This is a genomic window from Streptomyces sp. NPDC036984 (assembly GCF_055607665.1).
In genome coordinates this window covers 84,402-102,435 of sequence record NZ_JBVJRL010000014.1, presented here as the reverse complement: position 1 = coordinate 102,435, position 18,034 = coordinate 84,402, and the positions used below count along the sequence as shown (strand labels likewise).

Annotated in this window: 19 protein-coding genes and 1 pseudogene; 12 read left to right on the top strand and 8 right to left on the bottom strand. The window is 71.3% G+C overall.

The features are described from left to right. Nucleotides 1–36: 36 nt before the first annotated feature. Nucleotides 37–801, bottom strand: a complete 765-nt coding sequence (locus ACZ7DL_RS24660; RefSeq protein WP_470777085.1) for a VOC family protein — start codon at nucleotides 799–801, stop codon at nucleotides 37–39. A 162-nt stretch (nucleotides 802–963) separates the two neighbouring features. Here ACZ7DL_RS24660 and ACZ7DL_RS24655 point away from each other — a divergent pair, with 162 nt between their 5' ends. Further along, nucleotides 964–1,917 carry an N-acetyltransferase gene (locus ACZ7DL_RS24655; protein ID WP_470777084.1) on the top strand — a complete coding sequence of 318 codons (954 nt, stop codon included), beginning with the start codon at nucleotides 964–966 and terminating at the stop codon, nucleotides 1,915–1,917. Nucleotides 1,918–1,930: 13 nt separating this feature from the next. Here ACZ7DL_RS24655 and ACZ7DL_RS24650 read toward each other — a convergent pair whose 3' ends face one another. Further along, nucleotides 1,931–2,323: a VOC family protein gene (locus tag ACZ7DL_RS24650; protein ID WP_470777082.1), complete on the bottom strand. Its 393-nt coding sequence runs from the start codon at nucleotides 2,321–2,323 to the stop codon at nucleotides 1,931–1,933. Between the two features lie 70 nt (nucleotides 2,324–2,393). Between ACZ7DL_RS24650 and ACZ7DL_RS24645 the strand changes: the two genes are divergently transcribed. Further along, complete coding sequence (locus tag ACZ7DL_RS24645; RefSeq protein ID WP_470777080.1) at nucleotides 2,394–2,933, top strand: GNAT family N-acetyltransferase; 540 nt, start codon at nucleotides 2,394–2,396, stop codon at nucleotides 2,931–2,933. A gap of 15 nt (nucleotides 2,934–2,948) precedes the next feature. Here the strand turns inward: ACZ7DL_RS24645 and ACZ7DL_RS24640 are convergent, their stop codons facing one another. After that, a complete protein-coding gene (locus ACZ7DL_RS24640; RefSeq protein ID WP_470777078.1) occupies nucleotides 2,949–3,632 on the bottom strand; it encodes a glycerophosphodiester phosphodiesterase in 684 nt (227 codons plus the stop codon). A gap of 405 nt (nucleotides 3,633–4,037) precedes the next feature. Between ACZ7DL_RS24640 and ACZ7DL_RS24635 the strand changes: the two genes are divergently transcribed. The 4 genes from ACZ7DL_RS24635 to ACZ7DL_RS24620 all read left to right on the top strand — a co-directional run bounded on the left by ACZ7DL_RS24635 (nucleotide 4,038) and on the right by ACZ7DL_RS24620 (nucleotide 7,969). Further along, the gene (locus ACZ7DL_RS24635; protein WP_470777076.1) at nucleotides 4,038–5,435 is read left to right on the top strand and encodes a DUF6421 family protein; all 1,398 of its coding nucleotides are present in this window, start codon (nucleotides 4,038–4,040) and stop codon (nucleotides 5,433–5,435) included. 41 nt (nucleotides 5,436–5,476) lie between these two features. Further along, nucleotides 5,477–6,223 (top strand): SDR family NAD(P)-dependent oxidoreductase, encoded by a 747-nt coding sequence (locus tag ACZ7DL_RS24630; RefSeq protein ID WP_470777274.1) that lies wholly within the window; start codon nucleotides 5,477–5,479, stop codon nucleotides 6,221–6,223. Further along, on the top strand, nucleotides 6,220–7,299 hold the full coding sequence (locus ACZ7DL_RS24625; protein ID WP_470777074.1) for a threonine aldolase family protein: 1,080 nt from the start codon (nucleotides 6,220–6,222) through the stop codon (nucleotides 7,297–7,299). The genes ACZ7DL_RS24630 and ACZ7DL_RS24625 overlap by 4 nt, the downstream gene beginning before the upstream one ends. Nucleotides 7,300–7,378: 79 nt before the next feature. After that, nucleotides 7,379–7,969 (top strand): transglutaminase-like domain-containing protein, encoded by a 591-nt coding sequence (locus tag ACZ7DL_RS24620; RefSeq protein WP_470777072.1) that lies wholly within the window; start codon nucleotides 7,379–7,381, stop codon nucleotides 7,967–7,969. An 82-nt stretch (nucleotides 7,970–8,051) separates the two neighbouring features. Here the strand turns inward: ACZ7DL_RS24620 and ACZ7DL_RS24615 are convergent, their stop codons facing one another. Beyond that, nucleotides 8,052–8,780, bottom strand: coding sequence for a lysophospholipid acyltransferase family protein (locus ACZ7DL_RS24615; protein ID WP_470777071.1), 729 nt, complete (start codon nucleotides 8,778–8,780; stop codon nucleotides 8,052–8,054). 185 nt (nucleotides 8,781–8,965) lie between these two features. Next, a pseudogene (locus tag ACZ7DL_RS24610) lies at nucleotides 8,966–9,186 on the bottom strand (DUF4395 family protein); the annotation flags it as partial. Nucleotides 9,187–9,297: 111 nt separating this feature from the next. Between ACZ7DL_RS24610 and ACZ7DL_RS24605 the strand changes: the two are divergent. From ACZ7DL_RS24605 to ACZ7DL_RS24590, 4 genes are all read left to right on the top strand, one after another. Then, nucleotides 9,298–9,711, top strand: coding sequence for a TlpA family protein disulfide reductase (locus ACZ7DL_RS24605; protein WP_470777069.1), 414 nt, complete (start codon nucleotides 9,298–9,300; stop codon nucleotides 9,709–9,711). A 206-nt stretch (nucleotides 9,712–9,917) separates the two neighbouring features. Beyond that, nucleotides 9,918–10,427 carry a flavin reductase family protein gene (locus tag ACZ7DL_RS24600; protein ID WP_470777067.1) on the top strand — a complete coding sequence of 170 codons (510 nt, stop codon included), beginning with the start codon at nucleotides 9,918–9,920 and terminating at the stop codon, nucleotides 10,425–10,427. Between the two features lie 218 nt (nucleotides 10,428–10,645). Then, complete coding sequence (locus tag ACZ7DL_RS24595; RefSeq protein WP_470777065.1) at nucleotides 10,646–11,434, top strand: electron transfer flavoprotein subunit beta/FixA family protein; 789 nt, start codon at nucleotides 10,646–10,648, stop codon at nucleotides 11,432–11,434. 53 nt (nucleotides 11,435–11,487) lie between these two features. After that, nucleotides 11,488–12,450, top strand: a complete 963-nt coding sequence (locus ACZ7DL_RS24590; protein WP_470777063.1) for an electron transfer flavoprotein subunit alpha/FixB family protein — start codon at nucleotides 11,488–11,490, stop codon at nucleotides 12,448–12,450. 59 nt (nucleotides 12,451–12,509) lie between these two features. Here ACZ7DL_RS24590 and ACZ7DL_RS24585 read toward each other — a convergent pair whose 3' ends face one another. After that, a complete protein-coding gene (locus ACZ7DL_RS24585) occupies nucleotides 12,510–13,415 on the bottom strand; it encodes an endonuclease/exonuclease/phosphatase family protein (RefSeq protein ID WP_470777061.1) in 906 nt (301 codons plus the stop codon). A gap of 212 nt (nucleotides 13,416–13,627) precedes the next feature. Between ACZ7DL_RS24585 and ACZ7DL_RS24580 the strand changes: the two genes are divergently transcribed. Further along, entirely contained in the window at nucleotides 13,628–14,926 is a 1,299-nt protein-coding gene (locus ACZ7DL_RS24580; RefSeq protein WP_470777059.1) for a DUF6986 family protein, read from the top strand. Nucleotides 14,927–15,056: 130 nt separating this feature from the next. Here ACZ7DL_RS24580 and ACZ7DL_RS24575 read toward each other — a convergent pair whose 3' ends face one another. Together ACZ7DL_RS24575 and ACZ7DL_RS24570 are read right to left on the bottom strand one after the other, a co-directional pair. After that, entirely contained in the window at nucleotides 15,057–15,821 is a 765-nt protein-coding gene (locus ACZ7DL_RS24575) for a hypothetical protein (RefSeq protein WP_470777057.1), read from the bottom strand. A gap of 2 nt (nucleotides 15,822–15,823) precedes the next feature. Continuing rightward, nucleotides 15,824–16,873 carry a LacI family DNA-binding transcriptional regulator gene (locus tag ACZ7DL_RS24570; protein WP_470777056.1) on the bottom strand — a complete coding sequence of 350 codons (1,050 nt, stop codon included), beginning with the start codon at nucleotides 16,871–16,873 and terminating at the stop codon, nucleotides 15,824–15,826. A 207-nt stretch (nucleotides 16,874–17,080) separates the two neighbouring features. Here ACZ7DL_RS24570 and ACZ7DL_RS24565 point away from each other — a divergent pair, with 207 nt between their 5' ends. Further along, a complete protein-coding gene (locus ACZ7DL_RS24565; RefSeq protein WP_470777054.1) occupies nucleotides 17,081–18,034 on the top strand; it encodes an ROK family protein in 954 nt (317 codons plus the stop codon).

Genomic DNA, 18,034 nt, shown 5'->3' with positions numbered 1-18,034 from the left:
GCCGGAGCGGGAGCGCTCCCCAGGGCAAGCCGCCGTTCAGCCCTCCTCGCCCGCCCGGTGCACGCCGAACGCGGCCCCCTGCGGATCCCGCAGCACCGCGATGCGCGGGCCGTCCGGCACCGACGTCGCAGGCATGAGCACGGCGCCGCCCGCCTGCTCCGCGACCTCCGCCGTCGCGTCCACGTCGGCCACCGCGAAGTACGGCATCCAGTGCGGCGGCACCTCGGGCGGGAACCGGTCGCCCATGTCGGCCATGCCTCCGAAGTCCGCTCCGTCGATGCCCCACTGCGTGTACCACCGCGAGGCGTTGACGCTCCAGCCGAACACCGTGGTGTAGAAGTGCCGGGCCCGGCCGGTGTCCCGGGTCGCCAACTCCACCCAGCCGAGCGTGCCGGGCGCGTTGAACAGCGCGGCGCCCGGGAAGGACCGCGCCTGCCACAGCTGGAACACCGCGCCCGTCGGATCGGCGGCCACCGCGAACCGGCCCACGTCGAACACGTCCATCGGGCCGAGGAGCACCGCACCGCCCGCCTCCACCACCCGCCGTACCGCCGCGTCCGCGTCCGCCACCGCGAAGGAGACGTTCCACGCCACCGGCTGGGACTCCTGGTAGAGCGGGCTGAGCGCGGCGACCGCCGCGTCCCCCAGGTGCGCCACGGTGTAGCCGCCCGCCTCCTGGCGCGGGTCGGTGTCCGGCCGCCAGCCGAACAGCTCGGTGTAGAACCGCTTCGCCCCCTCCAGGTCGTTCGTGCCCAGCTCGGTCCAGCAGGGACCGCCGATCACCGGCTTGTCGAATTTCATGGCGGTTCCTTCCCGGCGGAGCCCCTCTCGCACGCTAACCCCCGCTCCCGGCCGCGGCCATCCCGAAAACCGGTGGCCCGCCGGACCGGGCCGGGCGTACGCTCGACGCCGTACCGCAGCGCACGGCGGCCTTCCGTATCCACCCGAGTCCGGAGGTCACCCGTGCCCGAGGTACGCCCCTTCCGACGCGACGACCGCGACCAGCTGACCGATCTGGTGAACGCCCATGCGGCGGCGGTCGTGCCCGGCGTCTCCGTCTCCGTCAACACCGTGCTGAGCGCGCTCGAACGGCAGCCGGACGAGTTCGTCACCGACCCCTGGGTGGACGAGCGGGTCACGCTCGTCGCCGAGGAGTGCGGACACGTCGCCGCGGCCGCGCATCTGCTGCGGTACCGCGCCGGCGAGGAGGTCGGCGCCGGCTACCGCGACGCCGGTGAGATCGACTGGTTCCTCTGGCACCCGCCCGCCTCCTTCCGGCCCGGCACCGAGCGCGCCGCCGACCTGCTGATGAGCGCCTGCCTGGCCCGTCTCGCCCGCTGGAACGTCCGCGTCCGGCGTGCCTCCGGCGACCTGCCCGTCCCCGCCGTCTACGGCCTGCCCCGCACCTGGCCGCACGTGCGTGCCGTCTACGAACGCGCCGGATTCCGGCACACCGGGGTCACGGAGGTGATCCTCCTGGCCCGCCTCGCCGACCTGCCCCGTCCCGAGCCGCGCCCCGGCGCCCGGATCGACCGGTCCGTCGGCGAGTGCGGCACCCGCCTCACCGCGGTCACGGACGCGGGCGCCGTCGGCTTCGTCGAGGTCGACACCTCCCTGGCCCGCCCCGAGCGCCACGCCCGCGGTGCCGGCCTCGCCGACATCGGCAATCTGCACGTCGAGCCCGAGCGGCACGGCGAGGGCTGGGCGCACTGGCTGCTGGGCCACGCCGCCGACTGGCTCACCCTGTGCGGAGCGGACCGGGTGCTGGCGTACGAACGCGCCGACGACGCGACGGCGATCGAGCACCTGCTCACCGCGGGCTTCCGTGAACTCACCCGCACGGACAGGGGCTGGGAACACCAGCCGAGCCGACCGGAGCGCCGAACGGCGGACAGCGGCGGGGCCGAGCGCCCCTGAGCAGCGGCTCCGGTCAGATGCCCGGCCGGTGGCGCAGCGGATGGTCCGGCGGGACCTCCACCAGGACGATCCGGGTGCCGTCCGGGTCGCTGATCCACATCTCGACCAGACCCCAGGGTTCCCGCTGCGGAGGGCGGACGATCTCGACGCCCTCGGCCCGCAGCTCCTCGTGCGCGGCCGTCACGTCCTCGACCTGGAGCCACAGCCGCACAGCGGGCGACGGCGGGGTGTCGGACCGTCCGGAGACCTCCAGAAAACCGCCGCCGAGGAAGTACACCGTCCCGCGCTCGGGGCCCGTACCGAACTCCCGGTACACCGAGAGGCCGAGCTGCTCGCCGTAGAAGGCGCGGGACCGCTCGGGATCGGCGGGCTGGAGAAGTGTCCGGCTGCTGAGTACATGCACCATGCACCGGAGGTTAGTGCGAGCGCTACCCTCATCCCTGGCTCAGCCACGCCCGAGATCGGAGACCGCCGCCATGGACACCCCCGCCACCGGACTCACCTTCCGCGATGCCACCGACGGCGACGTCGACCTCCTGGTCGCACTGATCGAGTCGGCGTACCGAGGGGACAGCAGCCGGGCCGGGTGGACCACCGAGGCGGACATCCTGGAGGGCCGGCGGACCGATCCGGAGGGCGTGCTGGAGGTCATCAAGTCGCCCGACAGCCGGCTGCTGACCGTCGAGCAGGGCGGCCGTGTCGTCGCCTGCTGCCAGCTCGAGCACCGCGGCGAGCACGCCTACTTCGGCATGTTCGCGGTGAGCCCCACCCTCCAGGGCGCGGGCCTCGGCAAGACCGTCATCGCGGAGGCGGAGCGGCAGGCCCGGGAGACCTGGGGCGTCACCGAGATGCACATGACGGTGATCTCGGTCCGTGACGACCTGATCGCCTGGTACGAGCGTCGCGGTTACCGCCGTACGGGACGGACGACGCCCTTCCCGTACGGCGACGAGCGCTTCGGCATCCCGCAGCGCGACGACCTGGAGTTCGAGCTGCTGGTCAAGAAGCTCGCCTGATCGTTTCGGTGCCCGCTACGCCGTGAAGCGTCCCGTGCGCTTGATCTCCGGATAGTCGGTCGTCGCCCCGTCCAGTTCCAGGGCGCGGACCAGCCGGAGATGGTCCGGGGTGTTGACCACCCAGCCGATGATCCGCAGCCCGGACGCGCGCGCGTGCTCGACGATCTCCAGGGTGAGCCGGCGGATGTTGAGGCACACGGTCCCCGCGCCCACGGCGACGGCACGGTCCACCACGTCGGTGCCGTACCGGCTCGCGATCAGCGCGGTGCGCACGCCCGGCACCAGCCGCGCGATCTCGGCGACCGCCTCGTCGTGGAACGAGGACACCTCCACGCGCGCGGTCAGGTCCCGTGCCCGCATCACCTCGGCCAGCGCCCGCGCCGCCGCCACATCCTTGATCTCGGCCTGCAGAGGCGTGTGCACCGCCTCCAGGACCTCCTCGAACACCGGCACCCGCTCCCCGCGCCCCGCGTCCAGAGCGCGCAGCTCCGCGAGGGTCTTCTCGGCGATCGGTCCGGAGCCGTCGGTCGTACGGTCCACCTCTGCGTCGTGCATGACGACCAGGGCGCCGTCTTTGCTCAGGTGCAGATCGAGTTCGATCAGATCGAGGCCGGCCCGCTGCGCGGCGACGAAGGAACGCAGGGTGTTCTCGGGCTCGACGCCCATGACCCCGCGGTGACCGATGGTAAGGAAGTTCAAGGTTCAACTCGCTTCCGTCGACGGCGGCTCGGCGACGCGCGGACCGACGGCTTCCGGTTCCGGACGTCGTCGTCCACGCGGCAGGGCGCAGCCTAGTGGCCGGGCCGTGCGTTGGACCCGCGGCTGCGCCGGGCAAACGGGACGTGGGGCGGGTGCCAGCTGGCCGGTATCCGCCCTCGCCGTCACCCTCGCGTGGGCGAGTCTCCGCGCCCCTTGACCGACCCGGTCACAGCCCCTTGAGAGCCGTGAGGCGTCGACGGAAGTGAGCGTCGTCACGGTGGACGGCAGGAAAAACGTCGGTGACCAAGGGGGTGGGCAGAATAATTTCCTGGTCAGGCTCTTGCTGAGGGAAACCGGGTATGCATACGGTGTCTTGACGCGAGGTTCTCCAGTGGAGGATGGGACATGACGGAAATTCTTGTGCAGGCCGGTGCGGAGGAGCAGGTTTCTTCGCTGACCAGGGTGGTTGAGCACCCGGCCTGGCCCGTGCTCAAGGATGCCGTGGAGCAGATCCGGCCATGGCAGTCGAAGGACGGATCGATCGACTTCGACGCCGAGGGTGCCCCCCGGCGGGCCGACGCCGTGGCGGCCGTGGAGCGTGTCGCGGACGCGGTCGAGCAGCTCTCCCCGCTCCTTCCGCATGACGCCGCCTACCACCAGGCGCTGGTGAAGGACCTTCGCCGCTGGGTCGAGGACGGCTTCCAGGTGCCGGACTTCCTGGACTCGCTGCTGGCCTTCCAGCCCGCCGCGAACCGCGCGGACGGCCTCCAGCACCTGGTCGTCTTCCCGATGTACACGCAGAACGGCAACCCGGACCGCAACCTGGAGGCGGTCGTGCTGCGCATGGTCTGGCCGGACTGGCTGGCCGAACTGGAGCGCACCCGCTACGACAACCCGCTCTTCTGCGGCATCACCTTCGAGGACTTCACCTCGGGCTACGACACCAACTCCGCGGTGCTCTTTCCGGAGACCATCGCCGTCCGCGAGGCGCCGGAACGTTTCTCCTGGGGTGGCATCTTCTGCGACCGCGAGGCGGCCCGGTTCCGTCGTGTGACCGACGCCGCCGTGGACATCCTGGGCCTCGAACTGCCCGAGGACATCGCCGCGATGGTCCACGACCAGAAGCGCTGCGAAGAGGCGTTCGTGCTCTGGGACATGGTCCACGACCGCACCCACAGCCACGGCGACCTGCCGTTCGACCCGTTCATGATCAAGCAGCGCCAGCCGTTCTGGATGTACGGCCTGGAGGAGCTGCGCTGTGACCTCACCGCCTTCAAGGAGGCCGTGAAGCTCGAGGCGGACGGCGTCCCGCAGGCCCGTGACGTGCAGTACGCGGTGCTCTTCGACCGGATGTTCCGCTTCCCGGTCACCGGCGACCGCAACCGCAACTACGACGGCCTCGGCGGCCAGCTGCTCTTCGCCTACCTGCACAAGCACGACGTCATCCGCTGGACCGACAACAAGCTCTCCATCGACTGGGAGCGCGCCCCGCAGGTCACCAACCAGCTGTGCGCCGAGATCGAGAAGCTCTACAAGGACGGCATCGACCGCCCGAAGCTGGTGCACTGGTTCGCCGGCTACGAGCTGGTCTCCACCTACCTCGCCCCGCACCCCGGCTCCAAGTGGGCCAAGGGGCCGGACGCCCTGGACCTGAGCCAGCCCCCGCGCAAGCTCGTGGACGACGTGCTTCCGGACGAGTTTCCGCTGAGCATGTTCTATGAGGCGCTGGCCAAGAAGCTGAAGAATGTGATCGCCTCCACCAAGGGCATCACGGCGGACGGCACCGAGCGGATCGCCGCGTGAGCGACCGCTTCCAGAACACTGCTCAAAAGGGGAAGAACATGGTGGGGAACGGGGCTCTCAGCGGTGCGGTGATCGCGGTGGCCGGCGCGGGCGGACCCGCCGGACACGCGGCGCTGGTCCGGCTCGCGGAGGCCGGCGCGGTCGTCGTCGGCGCCGACAACAACCCCGAGCGCCTGGCGGAGGCCGTGGACGCGGCCCGCTACGCCCGCGGCGGCGCCACGGTCACCGGCGAGACGGTCGACCTGCTCGACCTGGAGGACACCCGGGCCTGGGCCGCGCGCATCGAGAAGGACCACGGCCGGATCGACGGCTTGGTCCACCTCGTCGGCGGCTGGCGCGGCGGCGCGACCTTCGCCGAGACCGACCTCGCCGACTGGGACCTGCTGGAGAAGCTGCTGGTCCGCACGGTCCAGCACACCTCCCTCGCGTTCTACGACGCCCTCCAGCGCAGCGACCGCGGCCGGTACCTGCTCATCAGCGCCGCCGGCGCGTCGAAGCCGACGGCGGGCAACGCGGCGTACTCCGCGGCCAAGGCGGCCGCGGAGGCCTGGACGCTCGCGATGGCCGACGGCTTCCGCAAGGCGGGGGGCGAGGAGGGTCCGCGCTCGGCGGCTGCCATCCTGGTGGTGAAGGCGCTGGTGCATGACGCGATGCGCGCGGAACGCCCCAACGCGAAGTTCGCGGGCTTCACGGACGTCAAGGACCTGGCCGAGGCCATCGAGGGCGTCTGGGACAAGCCCGCCGCGGAAGTGAACGGAAACCGTCTGTGGCTGACCGAGAAGCCGTGAACCCTCCGAAGACCGACGCGCGTCGCCATCACGACCCGCAGGTCCGCGGTTTCGCCAGTGACAACTACGCCGGAGCCCATCCGGAGGTGCTGGCCGCCCTGGCCCTGGCCAACGGCGGCCACCAGGTGGCGTACGGCGAGGACGACTACACCGAGAACCTCCAGCGGATCATCCGGAGCCACTTCGGGGCCACCGCGGAGGCCTTCCCGGTCTTCAACGGCACCGGCGCGAACGTCGTCGCGCTCCAGGCGGTCACCGACCGCTGGGGCGCGGTGATCTGCGCCGAGAGCGCGCACATCAACGTCGACGAGGGCGGCGCGCCCGAGCGCATGGGCGGTCTGAAGCTGCTCACCGTGCCCACGCCGGACGGCAAGCTCACGCCCGAGCTGATCGACCGGCAGGCCTGGGGCTGGGAGGACGAGCACCGCGCGATGCCGCAGGTCGTGTCGATCACCCAGAGCACGGAGCTGGGCACCCTCTACACGCCCGGGGAGATCCGCGCGATCTGCGAGCACGCCCACGCGCGCGGCATGAAGGTGCACCTGGACGGCTCCCGGATAGCCAACGCCGCCGCCTCCCTGGACGTGCCCATGCGGACGTTCACCAACGCGGTCGGCGTCGACATCCTCTCGCTGGGCGGGACGAAGAACGGCGCGCTGTTCGGCGAGGCGGTCGTCGTCATCAACCAGGACGCGGTGCGGCAGATGAAGCACCTGCGCAAGATGTCGATGCAGCTGGCCTCGAAGATGCGCTTCGTCTCCGTGCAGCTGGAGGCCCTCTTCGCCAAGGACCTGTGGCTGCGCAACGCCCGGCACTCCAACGAGATGGCCCAGCGGCTCGCCGAGGGCGTCCGCGCGGTGCACGGGGTGGAGATCCTCTACCCGGTGCAGGCCAACGGCGTCTTCGCCAAGCTCCCGCACGACGTGAGCGAGCGGCTCCAGAAGCGGTTCCGCTTCTACTTCTGGGACGAGGGCGCCGGGGTGGTGCGCTGGATGTGCTCCTTCGACACCACGGAGGACGACGTCGACATGTTCGTGGCGGCACTCAAGGAGGAGATGGCGGCGATCGCCCGCTAGCTCCCCGGTTCTGCATAGGTATGCGATCACCTGAAAAGTCATTGACGCTCGGGTGATCGCATTCCTATGCTCTGCGGGCATGGAGCTGATCCAGAAAACCGCCGACCTATCCGCGTACCTGGTCGCCGACGAGGTGATCGACCACCATCATCCGGTGGTCCGGGCGACCGCCGCCCGTCTGGCCGCAGATGCCGATGACTCGTATGAATATGCGAGGGCCGCTTTCGAATTCGTGCGCGACACGATCCCGCACTCCCAGGACTCCGGCGATCTCCGCGTCACCTGGCGCGCCTCCGACGTGCTGTCCCTGCGCACCGGCATCTGCTACGCCAAGTCCCACGCGCTGGCCGCCCTGTTGCGGGCGGAGGACATCCCGACCGCCCTGTGCTACCAGCGTCTGGCCGACGACGAGGGCGGTCATGCGGTCCACGGTCTGGTCGCCGTCCGCTTCAACGGGGCCTGGCACCGACAGGACCCCCGCGGCAACAGGCCGGGCGTCGACGCCCGGTTCTCGCTCGACGGCGAGCGGCTGGCCTGGATCCCGGACCCCGCGTCCGACGAGATCGACTATCCGGTCCTGTACGCCGCACCGCACCCGGTCGTCCTCGCCGCCCTGCGGGCCGCCCCCGACCGGCCGTACCTCTGGAAGACGCTCCCCAGCGCCCTCTGAGACGGGTCACGCGTGCAGTGGACGGAGCCTCTTGGGCAGGCCGCACCATGCGGCCGGGTCACCCGGCGAAGCGCCGCAGGGCTCAGCGTGCCTCCGCCGTGCGCAGCTGCTCCAGCGTCGGTGCCGTACCGCCCAGGTGCGCGGGCAGCCACCAGGAGTCCTCCGGACCCTTGGGGCGGGCCGGGTAGGCGCGCTGGGCGGCCTCCAGCAGTTCCTGGACGCGTTCGCGCAGGCGGCGGGTGATGGCGCCGGCGTACTGGTCGCGGGGTGCCTCCACCGCCTCGCCGACGCGGATGGTGATGGGCAGGTGGCTGCGCTTGAAGTTGCGCGGCTGGCCCTTCGTCCAGATCCGCTGGGTGCCCCACACCGCCATCGGGATGAGCGGAACGCCCGCCTCCTGCGCCAGCCGGGCCGCGCCGGACTTGAAGGTCTTCAGCGTGAAGGACTGCGAGATCGTGGCCTCCGGGAACACCCCGATGATCTCGCCGGAGCGCAGCGAGTCCAGCGCGTGCGCGTACGCCGCCTCGCCCTGCTTGCGGTCCACCGGGATGTGCTTCATGCCGCGCATCAGCGGACCGGAGACCTTGTGCCGGAAGACGGACTCCTTCGCCATGAAGCGCACCAGGCGCTTCTGCGGCAGCGCCGCGAGGCCGTTGAAGACGAAGTCGAGGTAGCTGATGTGATTGCTCACCAGCACGGCGCCGCCCGCGCGCGGGATGTTCTCCGACCCCTGGCAGTCGATCTTCAGATCCCAGACCTTGAACAGCGTCTTCGCGAAACCGACGACGGGACGGTAGACCAGCTCTGCCATGGGCGGGGTGGACCCTTTCTGCTCTGCTCGGGAAAGGGGATCCCGGCGGAAAAGTTACGCAGCCGTAGGTAACGGCGTCTCGCAGATCGTGCCCCAAGAACGGATGGGTAGCCAGTCCTGGTGCCTCGCGGCGGCGAGATCCTCGTCACGTCGGCCTACACTCGACCTCGATCTTTAGGCCCCTTTTACCCCGCGCGGACCGTCACTCTCTTCAGAAGCAGCAACATCTCGCATCCCAGGCAGTACCCGAAGACCGCGTTCAGGAAGGCGGCGGCGAGCGCGGCGGTCGCCGCCAGCCGAGCCAGACGGGGCCGAGGGTGAAGCCGACGAGGCCGAGTCCGGCGAACAGCAGCCCGACCGCCTGCGCGAACCGTGGCGGCTGCGGCGGCTCGAACTCCTTCGGCGGCCGCCCCGAGCCGCGGCCCGCGCACATCGATGTCCATGAAGCCGGCACTCCGCATGGAAAACTCTGCCGGGAGCGGGAATCTCTGCAGTCGCGTGAACGCTTGTGCGGAGGATGACCGGACTGGTGGTATGCCTGGCGGTGCTCGCGGCGGCAAGCGTCTACGGAGTGCTGCACAAGCGGCGGAACGGGAGAATGCGGGTGCGCGGGCGCGACGACGGCAAACGGCTGGAGGCGGCCGACCTCGGGGGCGAACTGGGGGAGCGTGCCACGCTCGTGCAGTTCTCCAGCGCCTTCTGCGCACCCTGCCGGGCCACCCGGCGCGTCCTCGGCGAGGTCGCCGCGATTGTTCCGGGCGTGACCCACGTCGAGATCGACGCCGAGGCCCACCTGGACCTCGTACGCGACCTGGACATCCTCAAGACGCCGACCGTCCTGGTGCTGGACGCCGGCGGCCGGGTGGTGCGGCGCGCCACCGGGCAGCCCCGCAAGGCCGACGTCATCGCGGCGCTCGGGGAGGCGGTGTGAGCGGCCCTCAGGGCATGGTGAGCCGGCTTCCAGATCCCGGAACCGACTTGACTGTGCATGCCAGCCATCGTCAGCCTGACCGTATGCCGACCGAACTCCTTCTCTACGGGCGGGTCCATGTCGATCTGGCCCGCACCGCGAGTGCGCGCTGTCCCGGCTGCTGAGCAGCAACGGACCCGCCTCTTCCCCAGCAGAAGGACAACTCCATGACGGCCACGCCCGATCTCGGCACCCCTCAGCTCGCCTCCCCCGAACTGCTGCGCTCGACCTTCCGCCGGCACGCGGCCGGCGTCGCGGTGATCACAGCGCGCGGACCCGCCGGCCCGGTCGGTTTCACCGCCACCTCCCTCACCTCGGTCTCCGCCGAGCCGCCGCTCGTCTCCTTCGGCGTCGGCACGGGCGCCTCCAGCTGGCCCGCGATAGCCGAGGCCGACCACGTCGGCGTGCACATCCTCGGCGAGCACCAGAGCGACCTGGCCGCCACCTTCGCCCGCAGCGGCGCCGACCGCTTCGGCGCGCCGACCGCCTGGCGGGACGGCCCGGAGGGCGTGCCGGTGCTGGACGGCGTGCTCGCCTGGCTGGTGTGCCGGATCGTCGGGCGGATCCCGGCCGGTGATCACCGGATCGTGCTCGCCGAGGTGGTCATCGGCGACCCCTCGGGCGTCGGCCGTCCGCTTCTCTACCACCAGGGCAGCTTCAACGGCCTGCGGGATTGATCACGCGGTCCGCGCCCTGCGGAGCCGTCGAGTTCCGGTTACGCTGCGTTGCGAAGGTCACAGTTCAAAGCGCTTGCTTAGCGGGCAGGAACTGGGTGTACTGACGAGTAATATTTCGGTCGGAGCGCGCGGACGCCCCGACCGGGATCGGCCGCTTGAGGCGCCTATGCTGCCTCCAAGAGGCAGCCAGGAAATAACGATGCAGTAGGAGAGCCGGCGTGAGCTTGAGGATCGTTGTCACTGTGAAGTACGTGCCCGACGCCACTGGCGACCGGCACTTCGCCGATGACCTGACCGTCGACCGCGACGACGTGGACGGTCTGCTCTCCGAGCTGGACGAGTACGCGGTCGAGCAGGCGCTTCAGATCGCGGAGAACTCGGACGACGACGTCGAGGTCACCGTCCTGACGGTCGGCCCCGAGGACGCCAAGGACGCGCTCCGCAAGGCCCTGTCGATGGGTGCCGACAAGGCCATCCACGTCGACGACGAGGACCTGCACGGCACCGACGCCATCGGCACCTCCCTGGTGCTGGCCAAGGCCATCGAGAAGGCCGGTTACGACCTGGTCGTCTCCGGCATGGCGTCCACCGACGGCACGATGGGTGTCGTCCCGGCGCTGGTCGCCGAGCGTCTCGGCGTCCCGCAGGTCACCCTGCTGTCCGAGGTCTCCGTCGAGGACGGCGTGGTCAAGGGCCGCCGCGACGGCGACGCCGCCTCGGAGCAGCTGGAGGCCGCGCTCCCGGCGATCGTCTCCGTGACCGACCAGTCCGGCGAGGCCCGCTACCCGTCCTTCAAGGGCATCATGGCGGCCAAGAAGAAGCCGGTGGAGTCCTGGGACCTGTCCGACCTGGACATCGAGGCCGAGGAGGTCGGTCTCGACGGCGCGTTCACCAAGGTCGAGGCCGTGGCCGAGCGTCCGGCCCGCACGGCCGGCACCATCGTCAAGGACGAGGGCGAGGGCGGCAAGCAGCTCGCTGAGTTCCTCGCGAGCCAGAAGTTCATCTAAGGGCTCGCCCCCGCTGACCGCCCCTCAACTTCGTTACGCAGGAGAGCAATCCCATGGCTGAAGTCCTCGTCTACGTCGACCACGTGGACGGTGCCGTCCGCAAGCCCACCCTGGAGCTGCTGACCCTGGCCCGCCGCCTCGGCGAGCCCGTCGCCGTCGCGCTGGGCAACGGCGCCGCCGACACCGCCGCCACGCTCGCCGAGCACGGCGCGGTGAAGGTCCTCACCCACGACGCGTCCGAGTACGCCGAGTACCTGGTCGTGCCGAAGGTGGACGCCCTTCAGGCCGCCTACGAGGCCGTCTCCCCGGCCGCCGTGCTGGTCCCGTCCTCCGCCGAGGGCAAGGAGATCGCCGCCCGTCTGGCGCTGCGCATCGGCTCCGGCATCATCACCGACGCCGTCGACCTCGAGGCCGGCGACGAGGGCCCGGTGGCCACCCAGTCGGTGTTCGCCGCGTCCTTCACCACCAAGTCCCGTGTCATCAAGGGCACCCCGGTCATCACGGTCAAGCCGAACAGCGCCTCCGTCGAGGCCGCCCCGGCCGCCGGTGCGGTCGAGGCCCTGTCGGTGACCTTCTCCGACAAGGCGACCGGCACGAAGATCACCGGCCGTACGCCGCGTGAGTCGACGGGCCGCCCGGAGCTGACCGAGGCCGCGATCGTGGTCTCCGGTGGCCGCGGTGTGAACGGCGCCGAGAACTTCTCGATCATCGAGGCGCTCGCCGACCAGCTCGGTGCGGCCGTCGGCGCCTCGCGTGCCGCCGTCGACGCCGGCTGGTACCCGCACACCAACCAGGTCGGCCAGACGGGTAAGTCGGTCTCGCCGCAGCTGTACATCGCCAACGGCATCTCCGGTGCGATCCAGCACCGCGCCGGTATGCAGACCTCGAAGACGATCGTGGCCGTCAACAAGGACGCCGAGGCCCCGATCTTCGAGCTGGTCGACTTCGGTGTGGTCGGCGACCTCTTCGACGTCGTCCCGCAGCTGACCGAGGAGATCAAGACCCGCAAGGGCTGAGCTCCGCCTTCGCCGAACGAGGCCCCCGTGACCGCACAGCCGGTCACGGGGGCCTCGGCTCATCCCAGCGACAGGGAAGCCTGCACCGGCAGGTGATCGCTGGGGAACCGGCCGTCCACCGAGAAGGTGTTGATCGTGGCCCGGTGTGCCGTGACCCCGGGGGTGGCCAGGATCCAGTCGATGCGGTCGCCGTCGGGCGTCAGCGGCCGGTAACCGTGGAAGGTCCCGTACAGCCTGCTCCGCTCGGCCGCGGTGTCCCAGGTGTCGACCAGGCCGGCGCCCAGCATCGTGTCGTACACCGGGTTCCTGTGGGCGGCGACGTTGAAGTCGCCGGTGACGAGGAGCGGGAGCGAGCGGTCGAGTCCGGCAAGGTGCTGGACGATCAGCGCGGCGCCACGCGCGCGTGCGGTCCGACTCCGGTTGTCCAGGTGGGTGTTCAGGAGGTAGAACTCCCGGCCGCCGTCGCGCAGATCCCGGAAGCGGACCCAGGTCACCATCCGGATGGAGCCGCCGCCCCAGGTGTTCGATCCGATCACGTCCGGGGTGTCGGAGAGCCAGAAGTGGTCGTACTCCTGCGGAGCGAGCCGGCGGGTGTCGTAGAAGACCGCCACGAACTCGTCGCGGGTGCCGCCCGCGCGTCCGGTGCCGATCCAGTCGTAAGGGGCTCCGAGGTCGGCCTCGATATCGCGCAGCTGCTGGTAGAGGCCCTCCTGCGTGCCGATGACGTGCAGCCGCTCGCGGCGCAGCAGGGCGCGCGTCACGGGTCTGCGGGCGGCCCAGCTGTGGGGCTCGGCGGTGCTCGCGTAGCGCAGGTTGAACGACATCACACGGAGGGGACCGCCGTGGTGTTCGCCCGCCGAGGCGGGGTCGGCGGAGAGTGCTGTACTGGACAGGGGTACGGCGACGGTGGCGGCCAACGCGGTCCTGAGGCCCATACGGCGCGTGAGGCGGCTGCGGGTCGGCACGGGTGCTCCTTCTGCGACGGCTTCCGGACGAGTCGGTGCTGATGCGCTGTGCGGTAGGAGTGTGCGGCCCGCACGCTGCCAGATGGAGGTGAACATGCCGATATGACGGAGTGGAGCGAACGCGAGGCGGTGTTGACCAGCGGGAAGGTTGCCGGATAACTTCGCCATACGGATTGTTGATTCCGTAAAGCGGAAAGCTTGGAGGGTGTGGGATGGGTCAGCAGGAGAAGGTGGCGACGAGTCTCGCGGGCGCCGTCAGCGAGGAGATCAGCGCTTCCCTCGCACCGGTCGACGCGGAGCTGGAGCGCCGCTACCCCGGGGACCCCGGCACCCGGCAGCCCGTCCACACCGTCTACGTCCCCGGTGACGCCTTCGCCGCCGACACCCTCCGGACCTGGGGCGACCAGGCCCTCGCCCTGCTCGACGCACACGCCCCCGACGCCACGTCCTTCGCGGCCGTCCTGGGCCTCGCCGACGACCTCGCCGAGCCGGTCTACTCCCGCGTCCGGGCCAAGCTGGAGCGCGAGCCCATCGAGGACCTGCGCGTCGACTTCGAGGACGGCTACGGCCCCCGCCCCGACGCCGAGGAGGACGAGACGGCGGCCCGCGCGGCCCGCCTGATCGCCGAGGCGTACGAGAACGGAACGGCGGCGCCGTACATGGGCATCCGCATGAAGTGCATGGAGGCCGCCGTACGCGACCGGGGGATCCGCACCCTCGACGTCTTCCTCACCGGCCTGATGGAGGCCGGCGGCCTGCCCGAGGGCCTGGTCCTCACGCTGCCGAAGGTGACGTACCCCGAGCAGGTCGGCGCCTTCGTCCGGCTCCTGGAGGCCTTCGAGAAGACGCACGGCCTGGACGCCGGGCGCCTGGGCTTCGAGATCCAGATCGAGACCAGCCAGGCCATCCTCGCCACCGACGGCACCGCCACCGTCGCCCGTATGATCCAGGCCGCCGAGGGCCGCGCCACCGGTCTGCACTACGGCACCTTCGACTACAGCGCCTGCCTCGGCGTCTCCGCCGCCTACCAGGCCAGCGACCACCCGGCCGCCGACCACGCGAAGGCGATCATGCAGGTCGCGGCGGCCGGCACCGGCGTCCGCGTCTCGGACGGCTCGACCAACGTCCTCCCGGTCGGCCCGACCGCCAAGGTCCACGACGCCTGGCGCCTCCACTACGGCCTCACCCGCCGTGCCCTCGCCCGCGCCTACTACCAGGGCTGGGACATGCACCCCGGCCACATCCCCACCCGCTACGCGGCCGTCTTCGCCTTCTACCGCGAGGGCTTCGAGCAGGCGGCGGGCCGCCTCGCCCGGTACGCCAACCGGGCCGGCGGCGACGTCATGGACGAGCCCGCCACCGCCAAGGCCCTCAGCGGCTACCTGCTGCGCGGTCTGGACTGCGGCGCCCTGGACATCGCCGAGGTCGCCCGGCTCAGCGGCCTGACCCGCGCGGACCTGGAGGCCTTCGCGGCACCCCGGCGCGGCGACCTGACGGCCTCCGCGCAGTAGCGGCCTCGCGCCACGCGCCGACCGGCGCCCCCGGCCGCCACCCCGCCCCGTCCTGCGCACGGCACTCACCGAGAGCCGGAGGAGGCGACGCAGGAACGGGGCGGCGGTGCGTCCGGGATCGGATGAGCCCTCACCCGCGGCCGGGTCCCGGTGCTCCGTTGCCGTCGGCGTACCGCTCCAGCCCCGACTCCGTCACCCATTTCTGCTCGGCGAACAGCAGTGTGCCCCGGGCGCAGAGCTCCGCGTCACCCCGCGCCCGGGCCGAGAACTCCTCCGGCGTCACCCCGAACAGCTTCCGTAACGCGGCCGATGCCACGAGGAGCTGGGTGAGGAGCGCGCGTTGCCCGGGATGGCCGCGAGGCGCTCCCGCGCCGTTGTGCAGCACCCCGTGCCGGTTGACGTACGCATACACGCCCGCGAGCACCGTACCGTCGGCGAACTCGATTCCTACGTCCGGAGCGGGCAGCCAGACCCGCTGGAAATTCCCGTTGGGCAGGGGTACGCCCTCGCTGGCGTCGATCACCTCCAGCTGCTCGCGGTCCAGCCAGAGGACGAACAGGTCGCGTAACGCGCGAGGGGATCTCACGGGGGACGCGGAGACGTATCCCAGGCGGCTGACGTGCGCCGAGACACCCACGTCGACGCCGGTCACCCGGGCCCGCACCATCGGCAGGGGCGAGTCGATCCCGAACTCCTCCAGCTTGTGGTGCAGTTGGCCGGGGCAGGCGTTGGAGCCGACGGTCAGTACCGGCACCCGGTCGGCGTACACCAGGCGGTCCAGCGGGAGCATCCGGTCGCCGTGCAGCAGCCCGGAATCGGCGGGCCACGCGCCGGGATAGGCCAGCGGATGGTCGCGCGGCGCCACGGCGAGGCCCAGTTCCTCCAGGGTGGCCATGCTCAGTCCGCGGGCGGCAGCTCGCCCGAGCCGCGGGTGATCAGCCGGGTGGGCAGCTCGATCCGCTCGGGGGTCACGAGGGTGCCGTCCAGCTGGCGGAAGAGGCGCTCGGCGGCGGTACGGCCGAGAGTGGCCGCATCCTGCGCGACGACCGTGACGCCCGGCTGGAGCAGATCCGCGAGCTCGATGTCGTCGAAGCCGACCAGCGCGACCCGCCGGGACTGCTCGGCGAGGACCCGGATCACGGTGACCGTCACCCGGTTGTTGCCGGTGAAGATCGCGGTGACCGGGTCGGGGCCGGACAGCATGTCCTCCGCCGCGTTCCGCACCCGCTCCGGGTTCGTCGCCCCGAGGGACATCCAGCGCTCCTCGACCGCTATGCCGGCGTCGTCCATGGCCGCCCGGTAGCCGCGCAGCCGCTCGGCGGCGGTGTGGATGCGGGGCATGTCGCCGATGAACCCGATCCGGCGGTGGCCGTGCGCGATCAGGTGGGCGACGCCGTCACGGGCACCGCCGTAGTTGTCGGACAGGACCACGTCGGCGTCGATCCGGCCGGCCGGCCGGTCCACGAACACGGTCGCCACCCCGGCCTTGATCTCCGGTTCCAGATAGCGGTGGTCGTCCCCGGCCGGGATGACCACGAGACCGTCCACCCGGCGCGCGCACAGGGCCAGCGCCAGCTCCTGCTCGCGCTCGGGGTCCTCAGCGCTGGAGCCGTTGATCAGCAGGGCGCCGTGGGCGCGGGCCACCTCCTCGACGGCGCGGCTCAGCGGGCCGTAGAACGGGTCCGCGAGGTCCTCCAGGACCAGCCCGATGCTCGCCGTACGGCCCTTGCGCAGCACCCGGGCGCTGTCGTTGCGGCGGAATCCGAGCGCCTCGATCGCCTCCTGCACCCGGCGCTCGGTGTCCGGGGTGACCCCGGGCTCGCCGTTGACCACCCGGGAGACCGTCTTCAGCCCCACCCCGGCACGCGCCGCCACGTCCTTCATGGTGGGGCGGTTGCCGTACCGGGTGCCGGTGAGGCGGTCTGCGCGGCGGGTGGTCTCGGGCACGTGGGCTGTCCTGTCTCTCGTCCGTCACACCATGGCCTTGCGTACGGACCATGGGCTTGTATGAGGATGTGGCGTCGAGCATAGAGCCTGGACAACGTTGTCAGATGCGAGAGAGACTGTCCACCGCTGTCTCCGGCCTGCGCCCCCACCGCTTGACCGGCCTGCGATTCTCTGGTTTTCAAGCTTCAACGGGGAGATCTGACTCTGATGCACACCGACCTCGTGGCGGCCCTGGACATCGGCGGTACCAAGATCGCCGGCGCGCTGGTGGACGGCGACGGACGGATACTGGCCCGGGCTCAGCGCGCCACGCCTGCCCAGCAGGACGGCGAAACGGTCATGCGGGCGGTGGAGGAGGTGCTCGGCGAGCTCGCCGGGTCGCCGCTGTGGGGACGCACCGGCTCGCTGGGTATCGGCAGCGCAGGCCCGGTGGACGCCTCCACGGGCACCGTCAGCCCGGTGAACGTGCCGGGCTGGCGTGACTTTCCGCTGGTCGACCGGGTGCGTGCGGCCACGGAGGGCCTGCCGGTGGAGCTGATCGGCGACGGTGTCGCGATCACGGCGGCCGAGCACTGGCAGGGCGCCGCGCGCGGCCACGACAACGCGCTGTGCATGGTGGTCTCCACCGGCGTCGGCGGCGGCCTGGTGCTGGGCGGCCGACTGCATTCCGGTCCGACCGGGAACGCCGGGCACATCGGCCACATCAGCGTCGACCTGGACGGCGATCCCTGTCCGTGCGGCTCGCGCGGCTGTGTGGAGCGCATCGCGAGCGGGCCCAACATCGCCCGCCGGGCCCTGGAGCAGGGCTGGCGCCCCGGGCCCGACGGCGACACGTCGGCGGCCGCGGTGGCCGCCGCGGCCCGCGCGGGAGACCCGGTCGCGGTGGCCTCCTTCGAGCGGGCCGCGCAGGCGCTGGCCGCCGGCATCGCGGCCACCGCCACCCTGGTCGAGATCGACATCGCGGTGATCGGCGGGGGCGTCGGCAAGGCGGGCGACGTCCTGTTCACGCCCCTGCGCAAGGCCCTCACCGACTACGCGACCCTGTCCTTCGTACGGCGGCTCACCGTCGTACCCGCGCAGACGGGCACGGACGCGGGCCTGGTCGGCGCCGCCGCGGCCGCGCTGGCGCGCAGGCCGGTCGCGGCCGCGGTGAGCCGGTAG